Below are 20,198 nucleotides of genomic sequence, written 5' to 3' on the forward strand. Positions count from 1 at the left end.
TGATCGGGGAACGGCCCTGCGGTCGTGATCTTCGGAGTGCCTCAGCCCTCCGACAACGCCACCTTCATGTCCTTGACCACGTAGATCACTTCCCCATCCGCTTCCACCACGCCATCGGCCACGCCCATGGTCAGGCGGCGGGTCTGGATCGCCTTGGTGAAGTCGACGTAATACGTCAGCATCTTGCGGTCGGGGCGCACCATGCCGGTGAGTTTCACCTCGCCCACGCCGAGGGCATAGCCGCGGCCCTGCCAGCCGCGCCAGCCGAGGTTGAAGCCGGTGAGTTGCCACAGACCGTCGAGGCCGAGGCAGCCGGGCATGATCGGGTTGCCGGGGAAGTGGCACGCGAAGAACCAAAGGTCGGGCGTGATATCGAACTCGGCCACCACGTGGCCCTTGCCGTGCTTGCCGCCGTCGCCGGAGATGTCGGTGATCCGGTCCATCATCAGCATCGGCGGGGCGGGAAGCTGGGCGTTGCCGGGGCCGAACAGCTCGCCGGCGGCGCATTTGAGAAGGTCGTCCTTGCTGAAACTCGTGGGAAAATCCGCCATCTGGCCCCGCCTGCCTTCCTGTTTTCGAGGGTATCGCCCTCGTCTAGCACCGGCCTCGCGCCGCTGGCAAGGGCGCGCGCCGTGGGTTGGCGGATCTGGACTTGAAATCATTTGAAACAGCAACGATTTTGAGGTTATACTATACCGTCAGATCGTGAACGGGGTTTCACCATGCCGATGACCGAAGCGAAACAGACCGGGGCCTTGTGGCTCGAGAATGGCGGCGTGCGGCCGACCCGCCAACGCGTGACGCTGGCCAAGCTGCTCGTCGGCGACGGGCAGCATCGCCATGTCACCGCCGAAAGCCTGTTTGATGCAGCGCGCGCCAGCGGCGAGCGGGTATCGCTCGCCACGGTTTACAACACCTTGCGCGCCTTCTCCGACGCCGGGCTTCTGCGCGAGATCACGGTGAACGGGTCGAAGAGCTATTTCGATACCAACACCACGAACCACGCCCATTTCTACTGCGGCGACAACGATACCCTGGCCGATGCCGACACCGGCGAAGTGCGGGTATCGAACCTGCCCGAACCGCCCGCGGGCACCGAGATCGACCGTGTTGACGTTGTGATTCGTCTGCGCAAGGTCTGAGCCGGGCCGCGACACCGGGCAACCAGACATGAAAACGGCCGCGCCCGGGAGCGCGGCCGTTTTTTCTTGTGCGGTGTCGCCTCAGGCGATCGCGACCAGTTCCACCTCGAAGACGAGATCCTCGCCGGCAAGCTGGTGGTTGGCGTCGAGCGTCATCGTGGTGTCGGACACGTCGGTGACGCGCACCGGCATTTCCTGGCCGTCCTCGCCGCGCATCGCGAGGGTGATCCCGGCTTCGCGCGGAATATCCGGCGGAAGCTGTTCCAGCGGCACTTCCAGAACGCGGTCTTCGTGGTGCGGGCCATAAGCCTGCATCATGTCGATCTCGACGCGCTTCTGGTCACCCACGGCCATCCCCGGCATGGCTTCGTCGAGGCCGGGAATGATCTGGCCCGAGCCGACGGTGAATTCGAGTGGCTCGCGGCCGGAAGAGCTGTCGAACACGGTGCCATCGGTGAGCGTGCCGGTGTAGTGAATACGGACGGTATCGCCCGGTTTGACTTGGGACATGGTAGATCTCTCTTGTGGGGGAGGTGAGTTTGGCAAGGCCGCGAGGGCGGGTGCTTGCGGGGTTTGGCCCAATGTGGGGGGTCAAGGCGCGGTTGTAAAGGCGGCGGCGCTTTCCAAGGCCGTCGCTGTTGCCTTCGCGCCCCGGTGTCTGGCACCAGATGCGGGCGGGTTTGCACGGATGTGCCGGTCGCCACGCCGGTTGGCCGAAAACCGCCCATGCAGGCATTTGCAGGTGTCGTTGTGGTTGTTGAGCCGGGATCGGATGATTATCGCTAATGATATGACAACGATGATTTGCCCCCCCGCCCCGTCCATTCCTTCGTTCAATCCCGGTGCGCATCTGCGTGCCGGACTATCAAGGCTGCGTGCGCATCTGCATTCTGCGATGCTCGTGGTCGTCCTTCTTCTGGCCGCAAGCATTTCCGCTCTGGCCGATGAGGTGCTTCAGGACTGGATTCCCGGCGCACTGGAGATGCCCGCCGATATCGAAGTTATCACCGACCGCGCGATCGGCTCGTCGATCCGGATGTTCTCGTTCAGCACCGAGCGCGACGGCGAGGAGCTTTTGTCGGAGTGGGAGGCGGCGCTGACAGAGGAACAGGGGTATCAGATCACCCGGACGCAGAACGAAGTTCTCGGGAATGCGATCGAGTTTTCCGGCGATGATATCCTGAACGCCAAGATCCTGGTGGCCCCGCAGAGCGATGGCAACGAAACGGTCATCGAATTCGACGCCACCCTGCGCTGACGTCGGCGCGTCGCCCCCCTTCGTTTGCGGTTGCGACACCCGATCATGGTATTGCGCCCCCGCCTCGGAATCCGAGGCGGGGGCGCGAACTTGTTTGAACCGGGACCTGTTTACTGGTTGATCTTTTCGAGGATCATGTCGTTGAGGTCAGGATCGGCCTGCGCGATGGTGATGATCTCGACGTAGCGGTCGACATCGATCCCCGGCGTTTCATCCACAGCTTCGGTTTGCTCGGTGAGTGCTTGCTGGCGAAGTTCGTCCTGCTCTCTCTGATCCGCAGCTTCGGCGATCTGGGCGGCAAACTCCTGTTCGATCTCGGTGACCCGCTCATAAGCCACGACGAAGGCGTCGATCTCGTCTCCGGTCACGTCGGCCGCCGTCGGCGCGGTTTGCTGGTCCTGCGCCATAACCGCGACGGGCGTCGCGAGGCCGATCAGGCCGGCAAGGGTCATGGCACTTATTTTCTTGGCGAACTGCATCAGATACTCCTTGGTTTCTCGGTTTTGTGCGCGCGGGGGGCCACGCGACACCCAAAACCCTAAGAACGCTGCACAAGGATGGCAAACCGGTGCGCAAGATCCTGCTGGAACCGGGGTGTTGTCAGCGAGTAACCGCTGATACGCGCGAAAATCCTGCTTGCCATTGCAGAAGTCGCCTCCGCACCTCGGAAGGGGCGCGCGGCGGACATCCACCAGGGGGCCTTGCGGCACTTGGCGCTTGGCTCAAGGCGTTGGCATGCGGCTCAGAACCACTGCCCCGGCTCCATCAGCCCCAGATCGAGCAATTGCTGCGAGGTCCATTCGAAGGGCACGGAGTTGTGCCACTTGTATGTGGGGATGGCAAAGGTGCTGCCGGGGTTGGTCTTGAGCGCCTTGGCGGTGCGAAAACTCACGATAGCGGCGGTGATGTTGTGGTGCCATGGGCAGGCGTAGGTGTTGTATTCCTCGTCGTTGAAGGTGTGATCGGGGCCCAGCCGCAAGCCGGGCTTGGCCCGGAACAGCGCGATCCGGTCGATCTTGCGACGATCCTTCGGAATGTGTTCCTCGTAGCGCCAGCGCAAACCGCCGAAGAAATCGAGCTGACGTTCCTTCGGGTGGCCGGTCTCGGGGTCGGTGCGGCCGAGCGCGTAATAACCCGACTTGTCCAACCAGGTATTGTCGAGGGAAACGGCATTCGGGTGCCGGGCAAGATCGTCGGCGTAGATGTCGATGACGTAAGCCAGCATCGCGTCGCGGCGTTCCTCGGTATGGAAGGCGAGCATCTCGCCGACCTTGCGGGTCTCGCAGAACGGGTGAAACAGGTATTCGGCGTTGTAGCAGTAGTAGAGCCACAGCCCCGGCGCGGCCTCGATCACGGCGTTGACGGCCCGTTCGAGCGCGTGATCCTCGGCCATTGTGTAGTCGACGCGATAGATCTGGTCTTCCAGGGCGAGCGACAGGTCGAGGGCTGGCGGCGCGAAGACGACGAGAGCCCTGAAACCGGCGATCTGGTGGTAGCGGATTGTGCTTTCGACCTCGACCAGATCTTCCACCATGATCAGCGCCACCGGCCCCTTGGCGAGTGCGGCACCGCCACGGGCGAGAAAATTCTTCAACGACGAATAGCGCATGCCTGCCTCTGCCCCTCGGGCTTTGCGGCAAATCTCCCCCATCGCGCGGCGCATTGCAACCGTTGCGGGCGGGCCCGGGTTGCGGTAGGAACCCGGCCTGATCCTGACAAGGGGCGCGCGCGACATGGCCGATACGAAAAAGCTCTACATCCGCACCTATGGCTGCCAGATGAACGTCTACGACAGCGAGCGCATGGCCGAGGCGCTGGGCGTGGAAGGCTACGAGGAAGTGGCAAGCCCGGAACAGGCCGACATGATCCTGCTCAACACCTGCCATATCCGCGAGAAGGCGGCGGAAAAGGTCTATTCCGAGCTTGGCCGTTACAAGGATCTGAAGGCCGCCAAGCCCGATCTCAAGATCGGCGTGGCTGGCTGCGTGGCACAGGCCGAGGGCGAGGAGATCATCGCCCGCCAGCCGATGGTCGATCTCGTGGTGGGGCCACAAACCTACCACCGCCTGCCCGACATGGTGACGAAACTCGCGCGCGGCGAAAAGGTCGTCGACACCGATTTTCCGGCCGAGGACAAGTTCGAGGCATTGAAGGCGCGGCCCCAGGCGAAGCGCGGGCCCACGGCGTTCCTCACCGTGCAGGAAGGTTGCGACAAGTTCTGCGCCTTCTGCGTGGTGCCTTATACCCGGGGTGCCGAGGCGAGCCGTCCAGCCGATCGCATCCTGCGCGAGGCGCGCGACCTGGTCGAGAAGGGGGTGCGCGAGATCACCCTCCTGGGCCAGAACGTCAACGCCTACCACGGCACCGGCGAGGGCGGCGTCTGGAGCCTCGCGCGGCTGATCCGGGCGCTCGCCGAGATCGACGGGCTGGCACGCATCCGCTTCACCACCTCGCACCCGAACGACATGAGCGACGATCTGATCGCGGCGCATGGCGAGATCGACAAGCTGATGCCTTACCTGCACCTGCCGGTGCAATCGGGCTCCGACCGCATCCTCAAGCGGATGAACCGGCAGCACACGGCGGACGAATACCTGTGGCTAATCGAGCGCATCCGCGCCGCCCGGCCCGATATCCTGATCTCGGGCGATTTCATCGTCGGCTTCCCCGAGGAGACGGCGGCGGATTTCGAGGCGACGATGGATCTGATCCGCGCGGTGAACTACGGGCAGGCCTTCAGCTTCAAGTACAGCCCGCGCCCCGGCACGCCCGCCGCCGAGCGCGCGCAGGTGGACCCGGGCGAGGCGTCGGAGCGTTTGCAGCGCTTGCAGGCGCTGATCAATGACCAGGCGGCGGCGGTGATGCAGGGCATGGTCGGGCGCGAGGTGGGCGTGTTGTTCGAGAAGCCGGGGCGGATGCCGGGGCAGATGGTGGGCAAATCCGACCACCTGCACGCGGTGCACGTGACCGCCGACGGCATCGCGCCGGGTGAGTTGCGCCGGGTCAGGATCGTCGAAGCCGGGCCGAACTCGCTCGCCGGCACGCTGATCTGATTCGCCCGAGGCACTGGCCACAGGTCCTGCACCCCGACTTATCCACAGTTTATTCCCGTTGTGGAGACAGATTGTTTCCGCTTTGGCGACACGAACGCCGGGCTTGGCATTTACAGGTGCTTGCCGTTCGGGCTAACCTGCGTGGGATAAAGCACTTTGTCGCGATCAACGCGGCTGTATTGGGGGATATAGCGTGCCAAACCGATTTTTTTCGAGTCTCAGGACGATCGCACTGGCGATTGGTCTGGGTATTACCGGGCTTGCTTTTCTGGGCAGCGCTGCCAGCGCTCAGGAGCAGGTCACCGTCACCGGCAAGATCAACTGGGGCCTTTGGGTCGATCCCGATGGCTGCATGCACTGGTGGGCCGATGGCGGCCTTGAAGGCTACATGACGCCGCGCCGCCACCCGAAAACCGGCCAGCACATGTGCCTTGAGCGCAATACCTGCGCAACGCCGAACACCGACGTGCTCTTTGCCACCGACAGCCACAAGCTCACGCCTTCGGGCCGCCAGTGGTTGCAGCAGTTCTTCACCTCTGCCGGGGCTTTCGCCTATGCCGTCTACGGCCATACCGACAGCCGCGCTTCGGACGAATACAACATGCGCCTGTCGCAGCGCCGCGCCGACTCGGTTGCTGGCGTCGCCCGCGCGACCGGTGCGGTCGTCGACCGTGTGGTCGGCTTCGGCGAGCGCCGCCCGATCGCCCCGAATGACTCGGCTGCGAACATGCAGAAGAACCGCCGCGTCGAAATCGTTTGCTACAGGTACCCGCAATGACCAGGAAACTCGTTCTTCTCGCGCTGATCGCGCCTTTCGCCGTGGCTGGCTGCCAATCGACCGTCTATGACGGCGGCGCGCCGAAACTCATCGCCACCAATGTAGACCGGACCTTCGGCGACTCCGCCGGCCCGCGCGACGGCGTTGCCGCCGTGGCCGTCACCCCGGATGGCTGCGAAGCCTGGATCGTCGACGAGGGCGTGGAGGGGTACGGCTCGACCCGCTCCGACCCGCGCTCCGGTCTGCCGCGCTGCACCACCGAGATCCCGCCGGGATCGGTGATCGGGGATCATCGGGTCTCGAACGACTTCCCGGACTACCTGCCCTGATCGGCGGCCCTCAAGAACAATCGCGCGATGCGCAGAAATTGGCCGCGGGGCACCACCCGCGGCCAAAATTGTATCAGGACGATGAAATTTGGACACTACATCTTGCGTGAGACGGGGGCGGGGTGCACCATCGGCGCACAGGCCCCCAGTTCACGGAGACAGATTTGGGCATTGATGCGTTGAGCACCCCGCCAAGACCGGAAGACAGCCACGAAACCCTGCTGGAGTTTCCCGACAACCGCCTGCTCATCGATCTTTGTGGCCAGTTCGACCGAAATCTTGCCCAGATCGAGCACCAGCTCGAGGTGCAGATCCTGCGCCGGGGCAACCAGCTTTCGATCCATGGCGAGCATGAAGGTCGGGCGCGCGCAGGCGAGGTTCTGGCCGCGCTCTACGCCCGGCTGGAAACCGGGCGCGCGATCGAGGCGGGCGACATCGACGGCGAGATCAGGCTGGGCCGCGGCGGCAGCGAGGCCTCGGTCGGCGGCCAGATGGAGCTGTTCAAGGGCGGTCGTGTCGAGATCAAGACCCGGCGCAAGCTCGTCGAGCCGCGTACCGCGGCACAGGCGGCCTATGTGCAGAACCTGTTCAAGCACGAGCTTGCCTTCGGCATCGGGCCTGCGGGCACCGGCAAGACCTATCTCGCCGTCGCCGTGGGCGTGAACCTGTTTATCGGCGGCCATGTCGACCGGATCATCCTTTCGCGCCCCGCGGTGGAGGCTGGCGAGAAGCTCGGCTATCTGCCCGGCGACATGAAGGAAAAGGTCGATCCCTACATGCAGCCGCTCTATGACGCGCTTAACGATTTCCTGCCCGGCAAGCAGGTGGCCAAGCTGATCGAGGAAAAGCGGATCGAGATCGCGCCGCTGGCCTTCATGCGCGGCCGCACGCTGGCGAATGCCTTCGTGGTGCTCGACGAGGCGCAGAACGCCACCACGATGCAGATGAAGATGTTCCTCACCCGGCTTGGCGAGGGCAGCCGGATGGTGATCACCGGCGACCGCAGCCAGATCGACCTGCCGCGCGGCGTGGCCTCGGGCCTGCGGGATGCCGAAGCGCTGCTGACCGGCATCGAGGACATCAGCTTCAACTATTTCACCGCCAAGGACGTGGTGCGCCACCCCCTTGTGGCCAAGATCATCGAGGCTTATGACGCGGCGGACCCGCAGGGCTGACCGAGGCGCGGTGCGCCCCGGCGGCGGCCGAGCGGGGGCTCTGCCCCGTTGGGCCGAAGGCAGGCCTCCTGCATGACACCCCCGAGGTATTTCCGGACCCAGGAAGCCATGATCGTTGATCTCATCATCGAAGACGCCCGCTGGCAGGCGCTGGGGCTGGCCGACCTCGCCGAGCGCGCTTGCGGCGCGGCTCTGGCGGAGGAGAGCGTGGCGGGGGCCGAGATCAGCCTGCTGGCCTGCGACGATGCACGGATTGCGGCACTGAACGAGGCGTTTCGCGGCAAGCCCGCCCCGACCAACGTGCTCTCCTGGCCCTCGGAGGAGCGCGCTGCCGGGACGCCGGGAGGGCAGCCGCGCACGCCGGTCGATCTGGAGCTTGGCGACATCGCCATTGCCTATGACACCTGCGCCCGTGAGGCGGCGGCGGCAGGGCGCGGGTTGGCCGATCACGTGGCCCATCTGCTCGTTCACGGCACGCTGCACCTGTTGGGTTATGACCACATTGACGAAGAAGATGCCGCGTTGATGGAGGGAATCGAGGTGAAGGTACTTGGCAAGCTCGGGATATCGGACCCATATGGGGACACGGGCGAAGATCGCCCGGTTGTATGGAAGGACTGATGGGCGAAGGTAACGAAGGCTCTTCTAGCGCGGCGCAGAGCGCGCGCGAGGAAGAGAACGACGAACAGGGCGGTGGATTTTTCAGCCGGATATTCGGGGTCTTGAGCCCTGCGGAGACAGCGGGCAGCCTGGTGGCTCCGCCAAGGTTTGACGGCGGGGCGACGGGTTCGGTCTCGTCGATGGTGCCCGGGATGGGCAATCTCAGGCGGATGCGGGTGGAAGACGTCATGATCCCCAAGGCTGAGATCATGGCCGTGCCGTTAGAAATCGAAAAGTCGGACCTGGTGGAGGTGTTCCGCAGCTCCGGGATGTCGCGGCTGCCTGTCTTCGAGGGCACGCTCGACAGCCCGATCGGGCTGGTGCACCTGAAGGATTTTGCACTTACGCACGGTTTCAACGGCAAGGGCGAGCGCTATGCGCTGAAGGAATTGCTGCGCCCGCTGCTGTTTGCGCCGCCGTCGATGCCGATCGGGGTGCTGCTCCAGAAGATGCAGACCGAGCGCACCCACATGGCGCTCGTGATCGACGAATACGGCGGGGTCGACGGGCTGGTGACGATCGAAGACCTGATCGAACAGGTGATCGGTGAGATCGAGGACGAGCACGACCTCGAGGAAGGGGCGCTCTGGACCCGGGAGAAGGCGGGGAGCTTTCTTGCCGAGGCACGCGCGCCGCTTGACGAGTTCGAGGCGGATGCCGGGCTGAAGCTGCGCGGTTTCGACCCGGATGACGAGGAAATCGACACGCTGGGCGGGCTGGTGGCGCTGATCGCGGGTCATGTGCCGGCGCGTGGCGAGGTGATCGCCCACCCCGGCGGCGTGGAGTTCGAGGTGGTCGACGCCGACCCGCGTCGGATCAAGCGGCTGCGGGTGCGTCTGCCGAAACCGACGACGAATGGCTGAGACCTCGGGCAACGGCTTGCAACGTCTGGCGAACTGGCTTGAGCGGCGCTGGTGGCGCGTGCTCGGCACCGGGATCGCGCTTGGCCTCCTGGCCGGGCTCGGGCAGGCCCCGTTCGGCTTGTGGGTTGCAACGCTGGCGGGGTTCGTCGGGGTTGCGGCGCTGCTTGCGGTCGCCCCCGGACCGGGAAAGGCGGCGCTGACCGGCTGGGCCTTCGGCGCGGGCTTTTTCGGGCTCACGCTCAACTGGATCGTCCAGCCCTTCCTCGTCGATGCCGGGCGGCACGGCTGGATGGCACCTTTCGCCCTTCTGCTGATGGCGGGCGGCATGGCGTTGTTCTGGGCCGGTGCCTTTGCGCTGGCGCGCTGGCTGCGCCGGGGCCATGGTCCGGTCTGGCTTGCGCTCGCTGTCAGCTTCGGTGCCGCGGAAGCGCTGCGCGGCTGGCTCTTCGGCGGCTTTCCCTGGGGTGCGCCCGGGCTTGCCTGGATCGACACGCCGCTGGCGCAACTCGCCGGCTATACAGGTGTCTTCGGACTATCGGTGCTCACGGTGGCCGGGGCGACCGCGCTTTGGGAGGTCTTGGCACGGCGGAGCCTCGTCGGGGGGGGCGGGCTGGCCTTGGCGGCGGCGCTGGTGCTGGCGGCGGGGCACGTATTCGAACGCGCAACCTTGCCCGACCGGGCCGAGCCGGTCCGGCTGCGGCTGGTGCAGCCGAATGCGCCGCAGCACCTCAAGTGGGATCCGGCCTGGATGGGGGTTTTCCTCGATCGCGCGCTGGCGCTGAGCGGCGCGGCAGCGGACCCCGAGCCGGACCTCGTTGTCTGGCCGGAGACCGCTATACCCACGTTGCTGGGTGAGGCCCCGGGATTGCAGGCCGAGATCGCCGCCGGTGCCGCGCCGGCCCGGGTGATCGCGGGCATCCGGCGGCTGGAAGGGCGGCGCGGCTACAACGCGCTGGTGCTGTTCGGCCCTGATGGTGCCCCCGAGCAGGTTTATGACAAGCACCATATCGTGCCATTCGGTGAATACATGCCGTTGGGCGACCTGCTCGATCGCTTCGGCATTCACGGGCTGGCGGCGCGCGAGGGCTACGGCTATTCCGCCGGGCCGGGGGCGGCACTGCTGGAGCTTCCGGACGGGCTGGGCACGGCCTTGCCGCTGATCTGCTACGAGGCGATCTTTCCGCGCGATCTGCGCCGGGCACCGGGACGGGCCGACTGGATCTTGCAGATCACCAACGATGCCTGGTTCGGCACCTTCTCGGGGCCGCAGCAACACCTTGTCCAGGCGCGGTTCCGGGCCATCGAGTTCGGCCTGCCGCTGGCGCGGGCGGCCAATACCGGGGTGAGCGCGGTGATCGACGCGAAGGGCCGGGTTCTGGCATCGCTGCCGCTCGGGCAGGACGGTCGGCTCGATGCCGATCTGCCGGCGGCCCTGCCGCCGACGCCCTACGCCCGCTTCGGCGATGCGCCCCTCGGCCTTGTGTTACTGCTCGCCGGGCTCGGGCTCTTTGCCGCAGGCCTGCGCAAAAGACATTGACCGCGGGCCCCGCTGCGCGTATCGCCTGTTTCCTACAACCGTCACAACGGCTTCCTGGCGTGGCGGGTTTTTTCAATGGAGCACTTCCCATGGCACGGCAAGACTACATCTTCACCTCGGAATCGGTTTCCGAGGGGCATCCCGACAAGGTATGCGACCGGATCTCCGACGCAGTTCTCGATCTCTTCCTTGCGGAGGATCCGCAGGCGCGGGTGGCATGCGAGACCCTCGCGACCACCAACCGTGTCGTGATCGGCGGCGAGGTGCGCACGGCGCACAAGGACCGCGTCTGGGACATCAAGGACCGGGTGCACGCGGTGGCGCGCGAATGCATCAGGGAGATCGGCTATGATGAAGAGCATCAGTCCGGTTTCAACTGGCAGGATGTGAATATCGACAACCTGCTGCACGCCCAGTCCCGCGACATCGCGCGGGGTGTCGATTCCAACGAGGAAAAGAAGAAGGCCGAGGGCGCGGGCGACCAGGGCATCATGTTCGGCTACGCGGTGGACGAGACCCCGCAACTGATGCCGGCGCCGATCCTCTATGCCCACGCGATCCTGAAGCGGCTCGCAGATGCGCGCAAGGACGGCTCCGAGGCCTGGATGGGGCCGGATGCGAAGAGCCAGCTTTCGGTGCGCTACGAAGGCGGCCGGCCGATCGGGGTGAGCCAGATCGTGCTCTCGACCCAGCATATCGACGCCGACATGACGCCTGCCGATGTGGAAGCGAAGGTCGCGCCCTATATCCGCGAGGTTCTGCCCGAGGGATGGATCACGCCGCAGACCGTCTGGCACGTGAACCCGACGGGCAAATTCGTGATCGGTGGCCCGGACGGGGACGCGGGCCTCACCGGGCGCAAGATCATCGTCGACACCTACGGCGGGGCCGCGCCGCACGGCGGCGGGGCGTTCTCGGGGAAGGATCCCACCAAGGTTGACCGCTCGGCGGCCTACGCGGCGCGCTACCTCGCCAAGAACGTGGTGGCGGCGGGGCTCGCGCGGCGCTGCACGCTGCAGCTTTCCTACGCCATCGGCGTGGCCGAGCCGCTTTCGATCTATGTCGATACCCACGGCACCGGCGAGGCTTCGGAGGAGGCGATCGAGAAGGCGGTGCGCACCGCGATGGATCTCACCCCGCGCGGCATCCGCGAACATCTCGGTCTCAACCACCCGATCTACCAGCGCACGGCGGCCTACGGCCATTTCGGCCGCGCGCCGGAGGCGGACGGCGGGTTTTCCTGGGAGAAGACCGATCTGATCGCGGCGCTGAAGGCCGCGGTCTGACGCGGCAGGCGGGTCGGATCGCTGCGCGACCCGACCCGGAAGGGGGGCTGTCTGCCCCCCTCTTGGGCCTGCGGCCCAATTCACCCCCCGAAGGTATTGTTGGACCCAAGAAGCGGTGGGGGTGAAAAGCGGTTTTCTCCCCGGCGAAGGGGGATTAGAACCGGACGCCATGACACAGGGCAAGCATTCCACCGGCGCACCATGGCGCAACTTCTATGGCCGCATCAAGGGCAAGAGTCTGCGCCCGAACCAAGAGGCGTGGCTCGACGAGGATCTGGCTGCGCTGTCGCCCGGAGCCGTGTCCCGGGACGAGAACCCCGACCGCGCGCCGCTCGACCTGGATGCGCGGTTCGGCGGCAAGCCGGTCTGGCTCGAGGTGGGGTTTGGGGGCGGCGAACACCTCGTGCACCAGGCCGGGTTGCACCCCGAGGTGGGGATCATCGGCTGCGAGCCTTTCATCAACGGCGTGGCGATGCTTCTGGGCAAGATCCGCAAGGCCGGCGTCGACAATCTCGCGGTGCATCCCGGTGATGTGCGCGACCTGTTCGACGTGCTGCCGGAGGCCTCGATTGCGAAGGCCTTCCTGCTCTATCCCGATCCATGGCCGAAGAAGAGGCACCATCGCCGGCGTTTCGTCACACCCGAGTATCTCGGGCCCTTGGCCCGGGTGATGAAACCGGGGGCGGAATTGCGGATTGCCACCGATATTCCCGACTACGTGCGCCAGGCGCTGGAGGAAGTGCCGCGCGCCGGCTTTGCGTGGCTTGCCGAGCGCCCCGGCGACTGGCGCACGCCCTGGGACGACTGGATCTCGACGCGTTACGAGCAGAAGGCGCTGCGCGAGGGGCGGGTGCCGCATTATCTCACCTTCCGGCGGCAGTGATGATGGACCGGCGCGGGGCTTCGCGTTATCAGCCGGTGAGGCAGTCTGGAGGCGAGCAATGTCCGGCCACGGTGAACCTATCCCTATGATTTCCCGCCGCGCGGGGCCGCTCAAGGGCGAAGCGCGCGTGCCGGGCGACAAGTCGATCAGCCACCGCGCGCTGATCCTTGGTGCGCTGAGCGTGGGCGAAACCGGGATCACCGGCCTGCTCGAAGGCGAAGATGTGCTCGGCACGGCGGCGGCGATGCGCGCGTTCGGGGCCGATGTGGAGCGCCTTGGCGCGGGCGATTGGCGGGTGCATGGCGTCGGCACCGGCGGCTTCGCCGAGCCCGATGACGTGATCGACTGCGGCAACGCGGGCACCGGCGTGCGGCTGATCATGGGCGCGATGGCGACGAGCCCGATCACCGCGACCTTCACCGGCGATGCCAGCCTGCGCTCGCGCCCGATGGCGCGGATCACCGATCCCTTGGCGCTGTTCGGCGCGCGCGCCGTGGGGCGCGCGGGCGGGCGGCTGCCGATGACGATCGTGGGCGCCGCCGACCCGGTGCCGGTGCGCTACGTCACGCCGGTGCCAAGCGCGCAGGTGAAATCGGCGGTGCTGCTGGCGGGGCTGAACGCACCGGGCGAAACCGTGGTGATCGAGCGCGAGGCGACGCGCGACCATACCGAGCGGATGCTGGCCGGGTTCGGGGCTGAGCTGCGGGTGGAAGAAACCGACGAGGGCCGGGTGATCACGCTTCGGGGCCAGCCGGAACTGCGCCCGCAGGAGATCGCCGTGCCGCGCGATCCCTCGTCGGCGGCCTTCCCGGTCTGCGCCGCGCTGATCGTGGAGGGCTCGGATGTGCTGGTGCCCAATATCGGGCTGAACCCGACCCGGGCAGGGCTGTTCGAGACCCTGCGCGAGATGGGGGCCAATCTCGACTACGAGAACCCGCGCGAGGAGGGCGGCGAGCCGGTGGCCGATCTGCGCGCAAGGTTCTCGCCGGACATGAAGGGCATCCGCGTGCCGCCGGAACGCGCCGCCAGCATGATCGACGAATACCCGATCCTGAGCGTGGTGGCATCCTTCGCCGAGGGGCGCACCGAGATGGTGGGGGTGAAGGAGCTTCGGGTGAAGGAAAGCGACCGGATCGACGCGATGGCGCGCGGGCTGGAGACCAACGGCGTAGGAATCGAGGAAGGCCCTGATTTCATGGTGGTGCACGGCATGGGGCCGGGCGGCGTGCCGGGTGGGGCCACGGCCGCGGCGCGGCTCGACCACCGGATCGCGATGAGCTTCCTCGTGCTCGGGATGGCGACGAAAAAGCCCGTGCGGGTGGATGACGGCGCGCCCATCGCCACCAGTTTTCCCGGCTTCGAGCCGCTGATGGCGGGGCTCGGGGCGCGGATCGAACGCGCGACGGACTAGGCCGGTGCTGCGCTCGGGGCCGCTCCTGGTGTTCTTCGGGCTGACGGCCGTTGCCGGTCTGATCGCGATGCGGGTCTGGACCGTGCCGCTGATCGAGGCGGGCGGATTGCCGATGCTGGACACCCGCATGGCGGGGTATAGCCCCGCCGAGCTGCGCGCCTTTCTCGCCAGCCTGAGCCCCGAGGCGCGGGCGGCCTATCTCGGTCCGCAACGGGTGCTCGACACGCTGATGCCGGTTGCCCTGACGGCGGCGCTGGGACTGCTGATCTACCGGCTGGCGGCGCGCTGGGCCTGGTGGCTTGGGGCGGTGCTGGCGCTGGTGCCGCTGGTCTATTTCGCCTTCGACATGCTGGAGAACGCGCAAGTGGCGGCGATATTGCGCGCAGGCGGCGCGAGTGACACGATGGCCGAGGCGGCCAGCGGTTACACGGTGGCCAAGGCCGAGGCGTTGCGGGCGGCGGTGGCTCTGGCGCTCATCGCGCTGGCGGCGCGGGCGGGCGAGAAGGCACTGGGCCGGGGTGGCAGGAAGGGCAGAAGAGCAATGGCGTTCACGGTGGCGATCGACGGGCCGGCGGCGGCTGGCAAGGGCACGATCTCGCGGGCGGTGGCGGAGCATTTCGGCTTTGCGCATCTCGATACCGGGCTGCTCTATCGCGCGGTGGGCGCGAAGGTGACGCAAGGGGTAGATCCGCTGGAGGCCGCGGAGGCGCTGAAGGCGGAGGATCTGAACGCCGAGGGGTTGCGCACGCAGGCGGCGGCCGAGGCCGCGAGCCGGGTGGCGGCGAATCCGCAGGTGCGCGCGGCCCTCGTCGATTTCCAGCGCGCCTTTGCCACCCGGGCGGGCGGTGCGGTGCTCGACGGGCGCGATATCGGCACCGTGATCTGTCCCGAGGCACCGGCCAAGCTCTTCGTCACCGCCAGCCCCGAGGTGCGGGCGGAACGTCGCTATCTCGAACTGACCGAGGGCGGCCACGAGGTAACGCGCGCCGAAGTGCTTGAGGACGTGAAGGCCCGCGACGCGCGCGACAGCGAACGCGTCACCGCGCCGCTCAAACCCGCTGACGACGCGGTGGTGATCGACACGTCGGAAATGTCGATCGAGGAGGCGGTGGCGGCCGCGATCGGCGCGGTGCAGGCGCGGGGCGCGGCAACCTGATCTGCAGGTCGCGCCGGTCTCCGGTCTGCCGGGTTCAGGGCTCGTCGGCGTAGCCGAGCATCTCGAAATCGGCCTCGTAGAGCGCGCGGATGATGGCGATATCGTCGCGCGAGAGATCCGCCAGCGCGGCGCGTGGGGTGGAGCGGTTGGCGTGCGGGATCGGCGCGGCAAGGCCGGTTCGGGCGCGGATCTCCGGTTCGGCGGCGGCGAGATCTTCGAGGCGGAAGCTGGCCGACAGCATCGGCGTACCACGCGAATCGGTGAGAAAATCCACCTGCGGGCGCAGGAAATAGTACTGCCGAGCCGGGTCGTCACGATGTTCAAAGGCACCGGGGAGGGTGGTCTGAACGAAGGCCGAGAGCGAGATTCTCGGGTTGAGGTAGTGATAGAACGACAACACCCGGGCGAACGGCGAACGCACGAGGGCGAAGCTGAAGTAGCTGTCGAACACCTCGGCGCTGAGGTAATGGCAGTCCACGTAATCGCGCGCCAGAAGGTGCGCGAGGCGCGGCGGGCCGAGGCGGGGCTGGTCATTGGGCCTGAGCAGCAGCGGCGCGCGCTCGGCCCAGGACAGCCCGAGGTCGGCGAGAAAGGCGGCCTCGATGCTCTGGCCGCCACACTTCGGGATATGAACGAAAACGGTCTTGTGCGGATGCGAGATCATGAAAGCCTGCCAATCGTGTCTGTCGCAGCTTAGCGGCCCCTTGCGCCAAGGCAAATCCCCCGAAACCCCTTGCCAGACGGGACGAAAGCCCGTATAGCCCCGCGCCAAGGCAAGAACAAAAGCCGCATGACGAGAGCGAGCAGGGTCGGGCAACCGGCCCTCTTTGTTTTGCGAAAGATTTTTTGCTCCGGGTGATCCGGTCTTGCCTGCAAACCGATGAAAGACCGGCGGAGACAACCGCCAGGCCCGAATAATGACCAAAGGAACCGAAACACGCATGTGCGCTAAAGCATCCATGGAGGAATTCGAAGCCCTCCTCAACGAAAGCTTCGAAATGGACACGCCCGACGAGGGCTCTGTTGTCAAAGGCAAGGTCATCGCCATCGAGGCGGGACAAGCCATCATCGATGTCGGCTACAAGATGGAAGGCCGCGTCGATCTGAAAGAATTCGCGAACCCCGGTGAAGCGCCGAATATCTCGGTGGGTGACGAGGTGGAAGTGTTCCTCCGCGCCGCCGAAAACGCCCGTGGCGAAGCCGTCATCAGCCGCGAGATGGCCCGCCGCGAAGAAGCCTGGGATCGTCTTGAAAAGGCCTATGCCGACGAGGAGCGCGTCGAGGGCGCGATCTTCGGCCGCGTCAAGGGCGGCTTCACCGTCGATCTCGGCGGTGCCGTGGCCTTCCTGCCCGGCTCCCAGGTCGATGTTCGCCCGGTGCGCGATGCCGGCCCGCTGATGGGCCTCAAGCAGCCGTTCCAGATCCTCAAGATGGACCGTCGCCGTGGCAACATCGTGGTGTCGCGTCGGGCGATCCTCGAAGAAAGCCGCGCCGAGCAGCGCGCCGAGGTGATCGCCAACCTGACCGAGGGCCAGACCGTCGACGGCGTCGTCAAGAACATCACCGAATACGGTGCCTTCGTTGACCTCGGCGGTGTGGACGGGCTCCTGCACGTCACCGACATGGCCTGGCGCCGCGTCAACCACCCGTCCGAGATCCTGTCGATCGGCGAGACCATCAAGGTTCAGGTCATCAAGATCAACAAGGAAACCCACCGCATCAGCCTCGGCATCAAGCAGCTGCAGGAAGATCCGTGGGATCTGGTGGCCGGCAAGTTCCCGCTGGGCTCGGTGCACAAGGGCCGCGTGACCAACATCACCGACTACGGCGCCTTCGTGGAGCTGGAGCCGGGTGTCGAAGGCCTCGTGCACGTCTCGGAAATGTCGTGGACGAAGAAGAACGTCCATCCCGGCAAGATCGTCTCGACGAGCCAGGAAGTCGACGTCATGGTGCTCGAGATCGACGCCGCCAAGCGCCGCGTCTCGCTCGGCCTCAAGCAAACCCAGCGCAACCCGTGGGAAGTCTTTGCCGAGACGCACCCGGAGGGCACCGAGGTTGAGGGCGAGGTCAAGAACATCACCGAGTTCGGCCTGTTCATCGGTCTCGAAGGCGATATCGACGGCATGGTGCACCTTTCGGATCTGAGCTGGGATCAGCGCGGCGAAGAAGCCATCCAGGAATACCGCAAGGGCGACGTGGTTCAGGCCGTGGTGTCCGAAGTCGACGTCGAGAAGGAACGGATTTCGCTCTCGATCAAGGCGCTCGGCGGCGACAAGTTCGCTGAAGCGGTTGGTGGCGTGAAGCGCGGTTCGATCATCACCGTCACCGTGACGGCGATCGAGGATGGCGGCATCGAGGTGGAATACGAGGGCATGAAATCCTTCATCCGCCGCTCCGACCTGTCGCGCGACCGGGCGGAACAGCGCCCCGAGCGTTTCCAGGTTGGCGATCACGTCGATGCGCGCGTCACCAATGTCGACGCGAAAACCCGTCGTCTTGGCCTCTCGATCAAGGCCCGCGAGATCGCCGAAGAGAAGGAAGCCGTGCAGCAGTATGGCTCGTCCGACTCGGGCGCTTCGCTCGGCGACATCCTTGGCGCGGCGCTGAAGGGCGACAAGTAGGCCTCGGCGCGTTACGAATGGAAGGCCCCGCCCTCGCGCGGGGCCTTTTTATTTGCCGCGATCAGAACAACCGCCGCAGCCAGCGCCGGGTGCGCGCGGAATAGGGCGGATACCGCTTCGCGATGTCGCCCCAGGTCCATTTTCGCAGCACCGGTTTGAGATGGCTGAAGCTGTCGAAGGACGCGGCCCCGTGATAGGCCCCGATCCCGCTTGCCCCGATGCCGCCAAAGGGCAGCCCCGGCGGAGAGACCTGCATCATCACGTCGTTGATCACCACCCCGCCCGAACTTGTCGCCGCGATCACCGTGCGGTGCGTTTCGCGGCTCGCGCTGAACAGGTAGAGAGCCAGCGGTCTTGGCCCGGCGCCGACATGGGCGATGGCCGCTTCGATGCTGTCCACCTCGATCACCGGCAGGATGGGCCCGAAGATCTCCTGGTCCAGCGCCGCAGCGCCTTCGGGCAGGTTGCGCAGGATGGTGGGGGCGATGAACAGCGTTTCCGCATCGGTCTGGCCACCGAACAGGATTTCGCCCTCGCCGAGCATCCGTGCCAGCCGGTCGAAATGGCGGCGATTGACGATCCGGCCGTAGTGGCGGCTGGTGTCGGGCGACGGACCGAGTTGGCGGCGGAATGCAGCGCCGAGGGCGGCGAGGAATGGCTCGGTGGCCGCGCTTTCGACCAGAACGTAGTCGGGGGCGACGCAGGTCTGCCCGGCATTGAGGCCCTTGCCCCAGGCAATGCGCCGGGCGGCGACGGCGAGATCGGCATCGCCCGCCACGATCGCGGGATTCTTGCCGCCAAGTTCGAGCACCACCGGGGTGAGATGCGCGCTTGCCGCCCGCATCACCTTGCGCCCCACGGCGGTGCTGCCGGTGTAGAACACCAGATCGAAAGGTTCGGCCAGCAGCGCCTCGGCAGTTTCGGCATCGCCCTCGATCACGCGCAGGGCGTTCGGGTCGAGATATTCCGGCAGCAGCCGCGCCAGCAGCGCCGAGGTGGCCGGGGCAATCTCGGAGGGTTTGAGCACCGCGCAACAGCCTGCCGCGAGGGCACCGATCAGCGGATTCAGCGAGAGGTGCCAAGGGTAGTTCCACGGCGCAAGGATCAGCACCACGCCGCGCGGCTCGGGCTGGAGCCAGGCCCGGCCGGGCAGGTTGAACAGATCGATCGGCCGCCGCCTTGGACGCGCCCATGAGGCAAGGTTTTTCAGCGCATGGCGGGCATGGCTGGCGATATAGCCGATCTCGGTGGTGTAGGCCTCGAAGGCGGGCTTGCCGAGATCGGCAGCCAGGGCCTCGGCGATCTCGGCCTCGCGCTCCCGGCTCATCGCCAACAGGGCTTCGAGCTGCGCGCGCCGCCAGCCGAGCGGGCGTGTGGTCCCGGCGTCGAAATGCGCCCGGAGCGTTGCGATATGCGATTGGATTTCTGCTCCGATCATGCATTTCCCCTCGTGCGCGATGGTGGCAGCGCCGGCCGGCAGGCGCAATGGAGAGCCGGGGCCAGGCACGCGCCAATCCGGCGAAATGGCGACCGAATCAAGCAACCGCTCGGGTGGAAGAATACGCGATGGATGCCGGACATGCCGCTTCTCCATGTCCCGACCGCCGAGATTAGTGGGAAAAACCAGCGTTTTACGGGCAAATCCGCCTCCGCAATCTGCGCGAAGATGTTTTCCGCCCGCCGCTTTCGGCCTATAGTCGGATCATAAGGGTGCGCTGGCTCAGAACGTGCCCGGCGGAAAATCGGGGGGCTTGGATGATCCGGTCAGAACTGATTCAGAAGATCGCGGACGAAAACCCGCATCTCTACCAGCGCGACGTTGAGCGCATCGTGAACACCATCTTCGAGGAAATCATCGAGGCGATGGCCCGGGGCGACCGGGTCGAACTTCGCGGCTTCGGGGCCTTCTCGGTGAAACGGCGCGACGCGCGGGTGGGGCGCAATCCGCGCACCGGCGAGTCGGTGCAGGTTGAGCAAAAACACGTGCCGTTCTTCAAGACCGGCAAGTATCTGCGGGATCGGCTGAACGGAAGGTAAAGGAGGCCG

The 20,198-nt window shown here is 66.2% G+C and carries 21 protein-coding genes and 1 riboswitch; of the genes, 15 read left to right on the forward strand and 6 right to left on the reverse strand.

Features of this window, described 5'->3' with window-relative positions; all coding sequences use genetic code 11:
- Positions 1 to 41: 41 nt before the first annotated feature.
- Positions 42 to 551 carry a bifunctional 3-hydroxydecanoyl-ACP dehydratase/trans-2-decenoyl-ACP isomerase gene (gene fabA, locus B9Y97_RS12570; RefSeq protein ID WP_085527062.1) on the reverse strand — a complete coding sequence of 170 codons (510 nt, stop codon included), beginning with the start codon at positions 549 to 551 and terminating at the stop codon, positions 42 to 44.
- Positions 552 to 728: 177 nt separating this feature from the next.
- Between fabA and irrA the strand changes: the two genes are divergently transcribed.
- Positions 729 to 1,142 carry an iron response transcriptional regulator IrrA gene (gene irrA, locus B9Y97_RS12575; protein ID WP_085528244.1) on the forward strand — a complete coding sequence of 138 codons (414 nt, stop codon included), beginning with the start codon at positions 729 to 731 and terminating at the stop codon, positions 1,140 to 1,142.
- Between the two features lie 81 nt (positions 1,143 to 1,223).
- Here irrA and B9Y97_RS12580 read toward each other — a convergent pair whose 3' ends face one another.
- The gene (locus B9Y97_RS12580) at positions 1,224 to 1,652 is read right to left on the reverse strand and encodes an FKBP-type peptidyl-prolyl cis-trans isomerase (RefSeq protein WP_085527063.1); all 429 of its coding nucleotides are present in this window, start codon (positions 1,650 to 1,652) and stop codon (positions 1,224 to 1,226) included.
- A 199-nt stretch (positions 1,653 to 1,851) separates the two neighbouring features.
- On the opposite strand from B9Y97_RS12580, the gene B9Y97_RS12585 reads away from it, so the two are divergent.
- On the forward strand, positions 1,852 to 2,400 hold the full coding sequence (locus B9Y97_RS12585; protein WP_139828301.1) for a hypothetical protein: 549 nt from the start codon (positions 1,852 to 1,854) through the stop codon (positions 2,398 to 2,400).
- A 110-nt stretch (positions 2,401 to 2,510) separates the two neighbouring features.
- On the opposite strand, the gene B9Y97_RS12590 is transcribed toward B9Y97_RS12585, so the two are convergent.
- Positions 2,511 to 2,879: a DUF4168 domain-containing protein gene (locus B9Y97_RS12590; RefSeq protein WP_085527065.1), complete on the reverse strand. Its 369-nt coding sequence runs from the start codon at positions 2,877 to 2,879 to the stop codon at positions 2,511 to 2,513.
- 263 nt (positions 2,880 to 3,142) lie between these two features.
- The gene (locus tag B9Y97_RS12595) at positions 3,143 to 4,009 is read right to left on the reverse strand and encodes a hypothetical protein (RefSeq protein ID WP_085527066.1); all 867 of its coding nucleotides are present in this window, start codon (positions 4,007 to 4,009) and stop codon (positions 3,143 to 3,145) included.
- Positions 4,010 to 4,133: 124 nt separating this feature from the next.
- On the opposite strand from B9Y97_RS12595, the gene miaB reads away from it, so the two are divergent.
- From miaB to B9Y97_RS12650, 11 genes are all read left to right on the forward strand, one after another.
- Positions 4,134 to 5,453 carry a tRNA (N6-isopentenyl adenosine(37)-C2)-methylthiotransferase MiaB gene (miaB, locus tag B9Y97_RS12600; RefSeq protein ID WP_085527067.1) on the forward strand — a complete coding sequence of 440 codons (1,320 nt, stop codon included), beginning with the start codon at positions 4,134 to 4,136 and terminating at the stop codon, positions 5,451 to 5,453.
- Positions 5,454 to 5,646: 193 nt separating this feature from the next.
- A complete protein-coding gene (locus tag B9Y97_RS12605) occupies positions 5,647 to 6,231 on the forward strand; it encodes an OmpA family protein (RefSeq protein WP_176224365.1) in 585 nt (194 codons plus the stop codon).
- On the forward strand, positions 6,228 to 6,560 hold the full coding sequence (locus B9Y97_RS12610) for a hypothetical protein (protein WP_085527068.1): 333 nt from the start codon (positions 6,228 to 6,230) through the stop codon (positions 6,558 to 6,560). Before B9Y97_RS12605 ends, B9Y97_RS12610 begins: the two co-directional genes overlap by 4 nt.
- Before the next feature lie 164 nt (positions 6,561 to 6,724).
- On the forward strand, positions 6,725 to 7,735 hold the full coding sequence (locus tag B9Y97_RS12615) for a PhoH family protein (protein WP_085527069.1): 1,011 nt from the start codon (positions 6,725 to 6,727) through the stop codon (positions 7,733 to 7,735).
- 108 nt (positions 7,736 to 7,843) lie between these two features.
- Complete coding sequence (gene ybeY, locus B9Y97_RS12620) at positions 7,844 to 8,356, forward strand: rRNA maturation RNase YbeY (RefSeq protein ID WP_085527070.1); 513 nt, start codon at positions 7,844 to 7,846, stop codon at positions 8,354 to 8,356.
- Positions 8,356 to 9,258: a hemolysin family protein gene (locus B9Y97_RS12625; protein WP_085528246.1), complete on the forward strand. Its 903-nt coding sequence runs from the start codon at positions 8,356 to 8,358 to the stop codon at positions 9,256 to 9,258. Before ybeY ends, B9Y97_RS12625 begins: the two co-directional genes overlap by 1 nt.
- Positions 9,251 to 10,795: an apolipoprotein N-acyltransferase gene (gene lnt, locus B9Y97_RS12630; RefSeq protein ID WP_085527071.1), complete on the forward strand. Its 1,545-nt coding sequence runs from the start codon at positions 9,251 to 9,253 to the stop codon at positions 10,793 to 10,795. Before B9Y97_RS12625 ends, lnt begins: the two co-directional genes overlap by 8 nt.
- Before the next feature lie 35 nt (positions 10,796 to 10,830).
- Positions 10,831 to 10,878: riboswitch (SAM-SAH riboswitch) on the forward strand.
- 6 nt (positions 10,879 to 10,884) lie between these two features.
- On the forward strand, positions 10,885 to 12,081 hold the full coding sequence (metK, locus tag B9Y97_RS12635) for a methionine adenosyltransferase (protein WP_085527072.1): 1,197 nt from the start codon (positions 10,885 to 10,887) through the stop codon (positions 12,079 to 12,081).
- 169 nt (positions 12,082 to 12,250) lie between these two features.
- On the forward strand, positions 12,251 to 12,964 hold the full coding sequence (locus B9Y97_RS12640) for a tRNA (guanine(46)-N(7))-methyltransferase TrmB (protein WP_085527073.1): 714 nt from the start codon (positions 12,251 to 12,253) through the stop codon (positions 12,962 to 12,964).
- Between the two features lie 58 nt (positions 12,965 to 13,022).
- Positions 13,023 to 14,375 carry a 3-phosphoshikimate 1-carboxyvinyltransferase gene (gene aroA, locus B9Y97_RS12645; RefSeq protein ID WP_085527074.1) on the forward strand — a complete coding sequence of 451 codons (1,353 nt, stop codon included), beginning with the start codon at positions 13,023 to 13,025 and terminating at the stop codon, positions 14,373 to 14,375.
- A gap of 541 nt (positions 14,376 to 14,916) precedes the next feature.
- The gene (locus B9Y97_RS12650) at positions 14,917 to 15,531 is read left to right on the forward strand and encodes a (d)CMP kinase (RefSeq protein WP_085528247.1); all 615 of its coding nucleotides are present in this window, start codon (positions 14,917 to 14,919) and stop codon (positions 15,529 to 15,531) included.
- Positions 15,532 to 15,565: 34 nt separating this feature from the next.
- On the opposite strand, the gene B9Y97_RS18160 is transcribed toward B9Y97_RS12650, so the two are convergent.
- Positions 15,566 to 16,195: a sulfotransferase family 2 domain-containing protein gene (locus B9Y97_RS18160; RefSeq protein WP_176224366.1), complete on the reverse strand. Its 630-nt coding sequence runs from the start codon at positions 16,193 to 16,195 to the stop codon at positions 15,566 to 15,568.
- A gap of 253 nt (positions 16,196 to 16,448) precedes the next feature.
- On the opposite strand from B9Y97_RS18160, the gene rpsA reads away from it, so the two are divergent.
- Positions 16,449 to 18,152, forward strand: coding sequence for a 30S ribosomal protein S1 (gene rpsA, locus B9Y97_RS12660; RefSeq protein ID WP_303393973.1), 1,704 nt, complete (start codon positions 16,449 to 16,451; stop codon positions 18,150 to 18,152).
- A gap of 61 nt (positions 18,153 to 18,213) precedes the next feature.
- Here the strand turns inward: rpsA and B9Y97_RS12665 are convergent, their stop codons facing one another.
- The gene (locus B9Y97_RS12665) at positions 18,214 to 19,590 is read right to left on the reverse strand and encodes an aldehyde dehydrogenase family protein (RefSeq protein ID WP_085528248.1); all 1,377 of its coding nucleotides are present in this window, start codon (positions 19,588 to 19,590) and stop codon (positions 18,214 to 18,216) included.
- A 317-nt stretch (positions 19,591 to 19,907) separates the two neighbouring features.
- Between B9Y97_RS12665 and ihfB the strand changes: the two genes are divergently transcribed.
- Positions 19,908 to 20,189: an integration host factor subunit beta gene (gene ihfB / locus B9Y97_RS12670; protein WP_085527077.1), complete on the forward strand. Its 282-nt coding sequence runs from the start codon at positions 19,908 to 19,910 to the stop codon at positions 20,187 to 20,189.
- Positions 20,190 to 20,198: the final 9 nt, after the last annotated feature.

The organism is Maritimibacter sp. HL-12 (assembly GCF_900177545.1).
In the GTDB taxonomy this organism is placed as follows: domain Bacteria; phylum Pseudomonadota; class Alphaproteobacteria; order Rhodobacterales; family Rhodobacteraceae; genus Sinisalibacter.

Coding starts and splice junctions, on each gene's coding strand:
- fabA (WP_085527062.1), bottom strand. CDS start 551: ATGGCGGATTTTCCCACGAGTTTCAGCAAGGACGACCTTCTCAAATGC.
- irrA (WP_085528244.1), top strand. CDS start 729: ATGACCGAAGCGAAACAGACCGGGGCCTTGTGGCTCGAGAATGGCGGC.
- B9Y97_RS12580 (WP_085527063.1), bottom strand. CDS start 1,652: ATGTCCCAAGTCAAACCGGGCGATACCGTCCGTATTCACTACACCGGC.
- B9Y97_RS12590 (WP_085527065.1), bottom strand. CDS start 2,879: ATGCAGTTCGCCAAGAAAATAAGTGCCATGACCCTTGCCGGCCTGATC.
- B9Y97_RS12595 (WP_085527066.1), bottom strand. CDS start 4,009: ATGCGCTATTCGTCGTTGAAGAATTTTCTCGCCCGTGGCGGTGCCGCA.
- miaB (WP_085527067.1), top strand. CDS start 4,134: ATGGCCGATACGAAAAAGCTCTACATCCGCACCTATGGCTGCCAGATG.
- B9Y97_RS12610 (WP_085527068.1), top strand. CDS start 6,228: ATGACCAGGAAACTCGTTCTTCTCGCGCTGATCGCGCCTTTCGCCGTG.
- ybeY (WP_085527070.1), top strand. CDS start 7,844: ATGATCGTTGATCTCATCATCGAAGACGCCCGCTGGCAGGCGCTGGGG.
- B9Y97_RS12625 (WP_085528246.1), top strand. CDS start 8,356: ATGGGCGAAGGTAACGAAGGCTCTTCTAGCGCGGCGCAGAGCGCGCGC.
- lnt (WP_085527071.1), top strand. CDS start 9,251: ATGGCTGAGACCTCGGGCAACGGCTTGCAACGTCTGGCGAACTGGCTT.
- metK (WP_085527072.1), top strand. CDS start 10,885: ATGGCACGGCAAGACTACATCTTCACCTCGGAATCGGTTTCCGAGGGG.
- B9Y97_RS12640 (WP_085527073.1), top strand. CDS start 12,251: ATGACACAGGGCAAGCATTCCACCGGCGCACCATGGCGCAACTTCTAT.
- aroA (WP_085527074.1), top strand. CDS start 13,023: ATGTCCGGCCACGGTGAACCTATCCCTATGATTTCCCGCCGCGCGGGG.
- B9Y97_RS12650 (WP_085528247.1), top strand. CDS start 14,917: ATGGCGTTCACGGTGGCGATCGACGGGCCGGCGGCGGCTGGCAAGGGC.
- B9Y97_RS18160 (WP_176224366.1), bottom strand. CDS start 16,195: ATGATCTCGCATCCGCACAAGACCGTTTTCGTTCATATCCCGAAGTGT.
- rpsA (WP_303393973.1), top strand. CDS start 16,449: ATGACCAAAGGAACCGAAACACGCATGTGCGCTAAAGCATCCATGGAG.
- B9Y97_RS12665 (WP_085528248.1), bottom strand. CDS start 19,590: ATGATCGGAGCAGAAATCCAATCGCATATCGCAACGCTCCGGGCGCAT.
- ihfB (WP_085527077.1), top strand. CDS start 19,908: ATGATCCGGTCAGAACTGATTCAGAAGATCGCGGACGAAAACCCGCAT.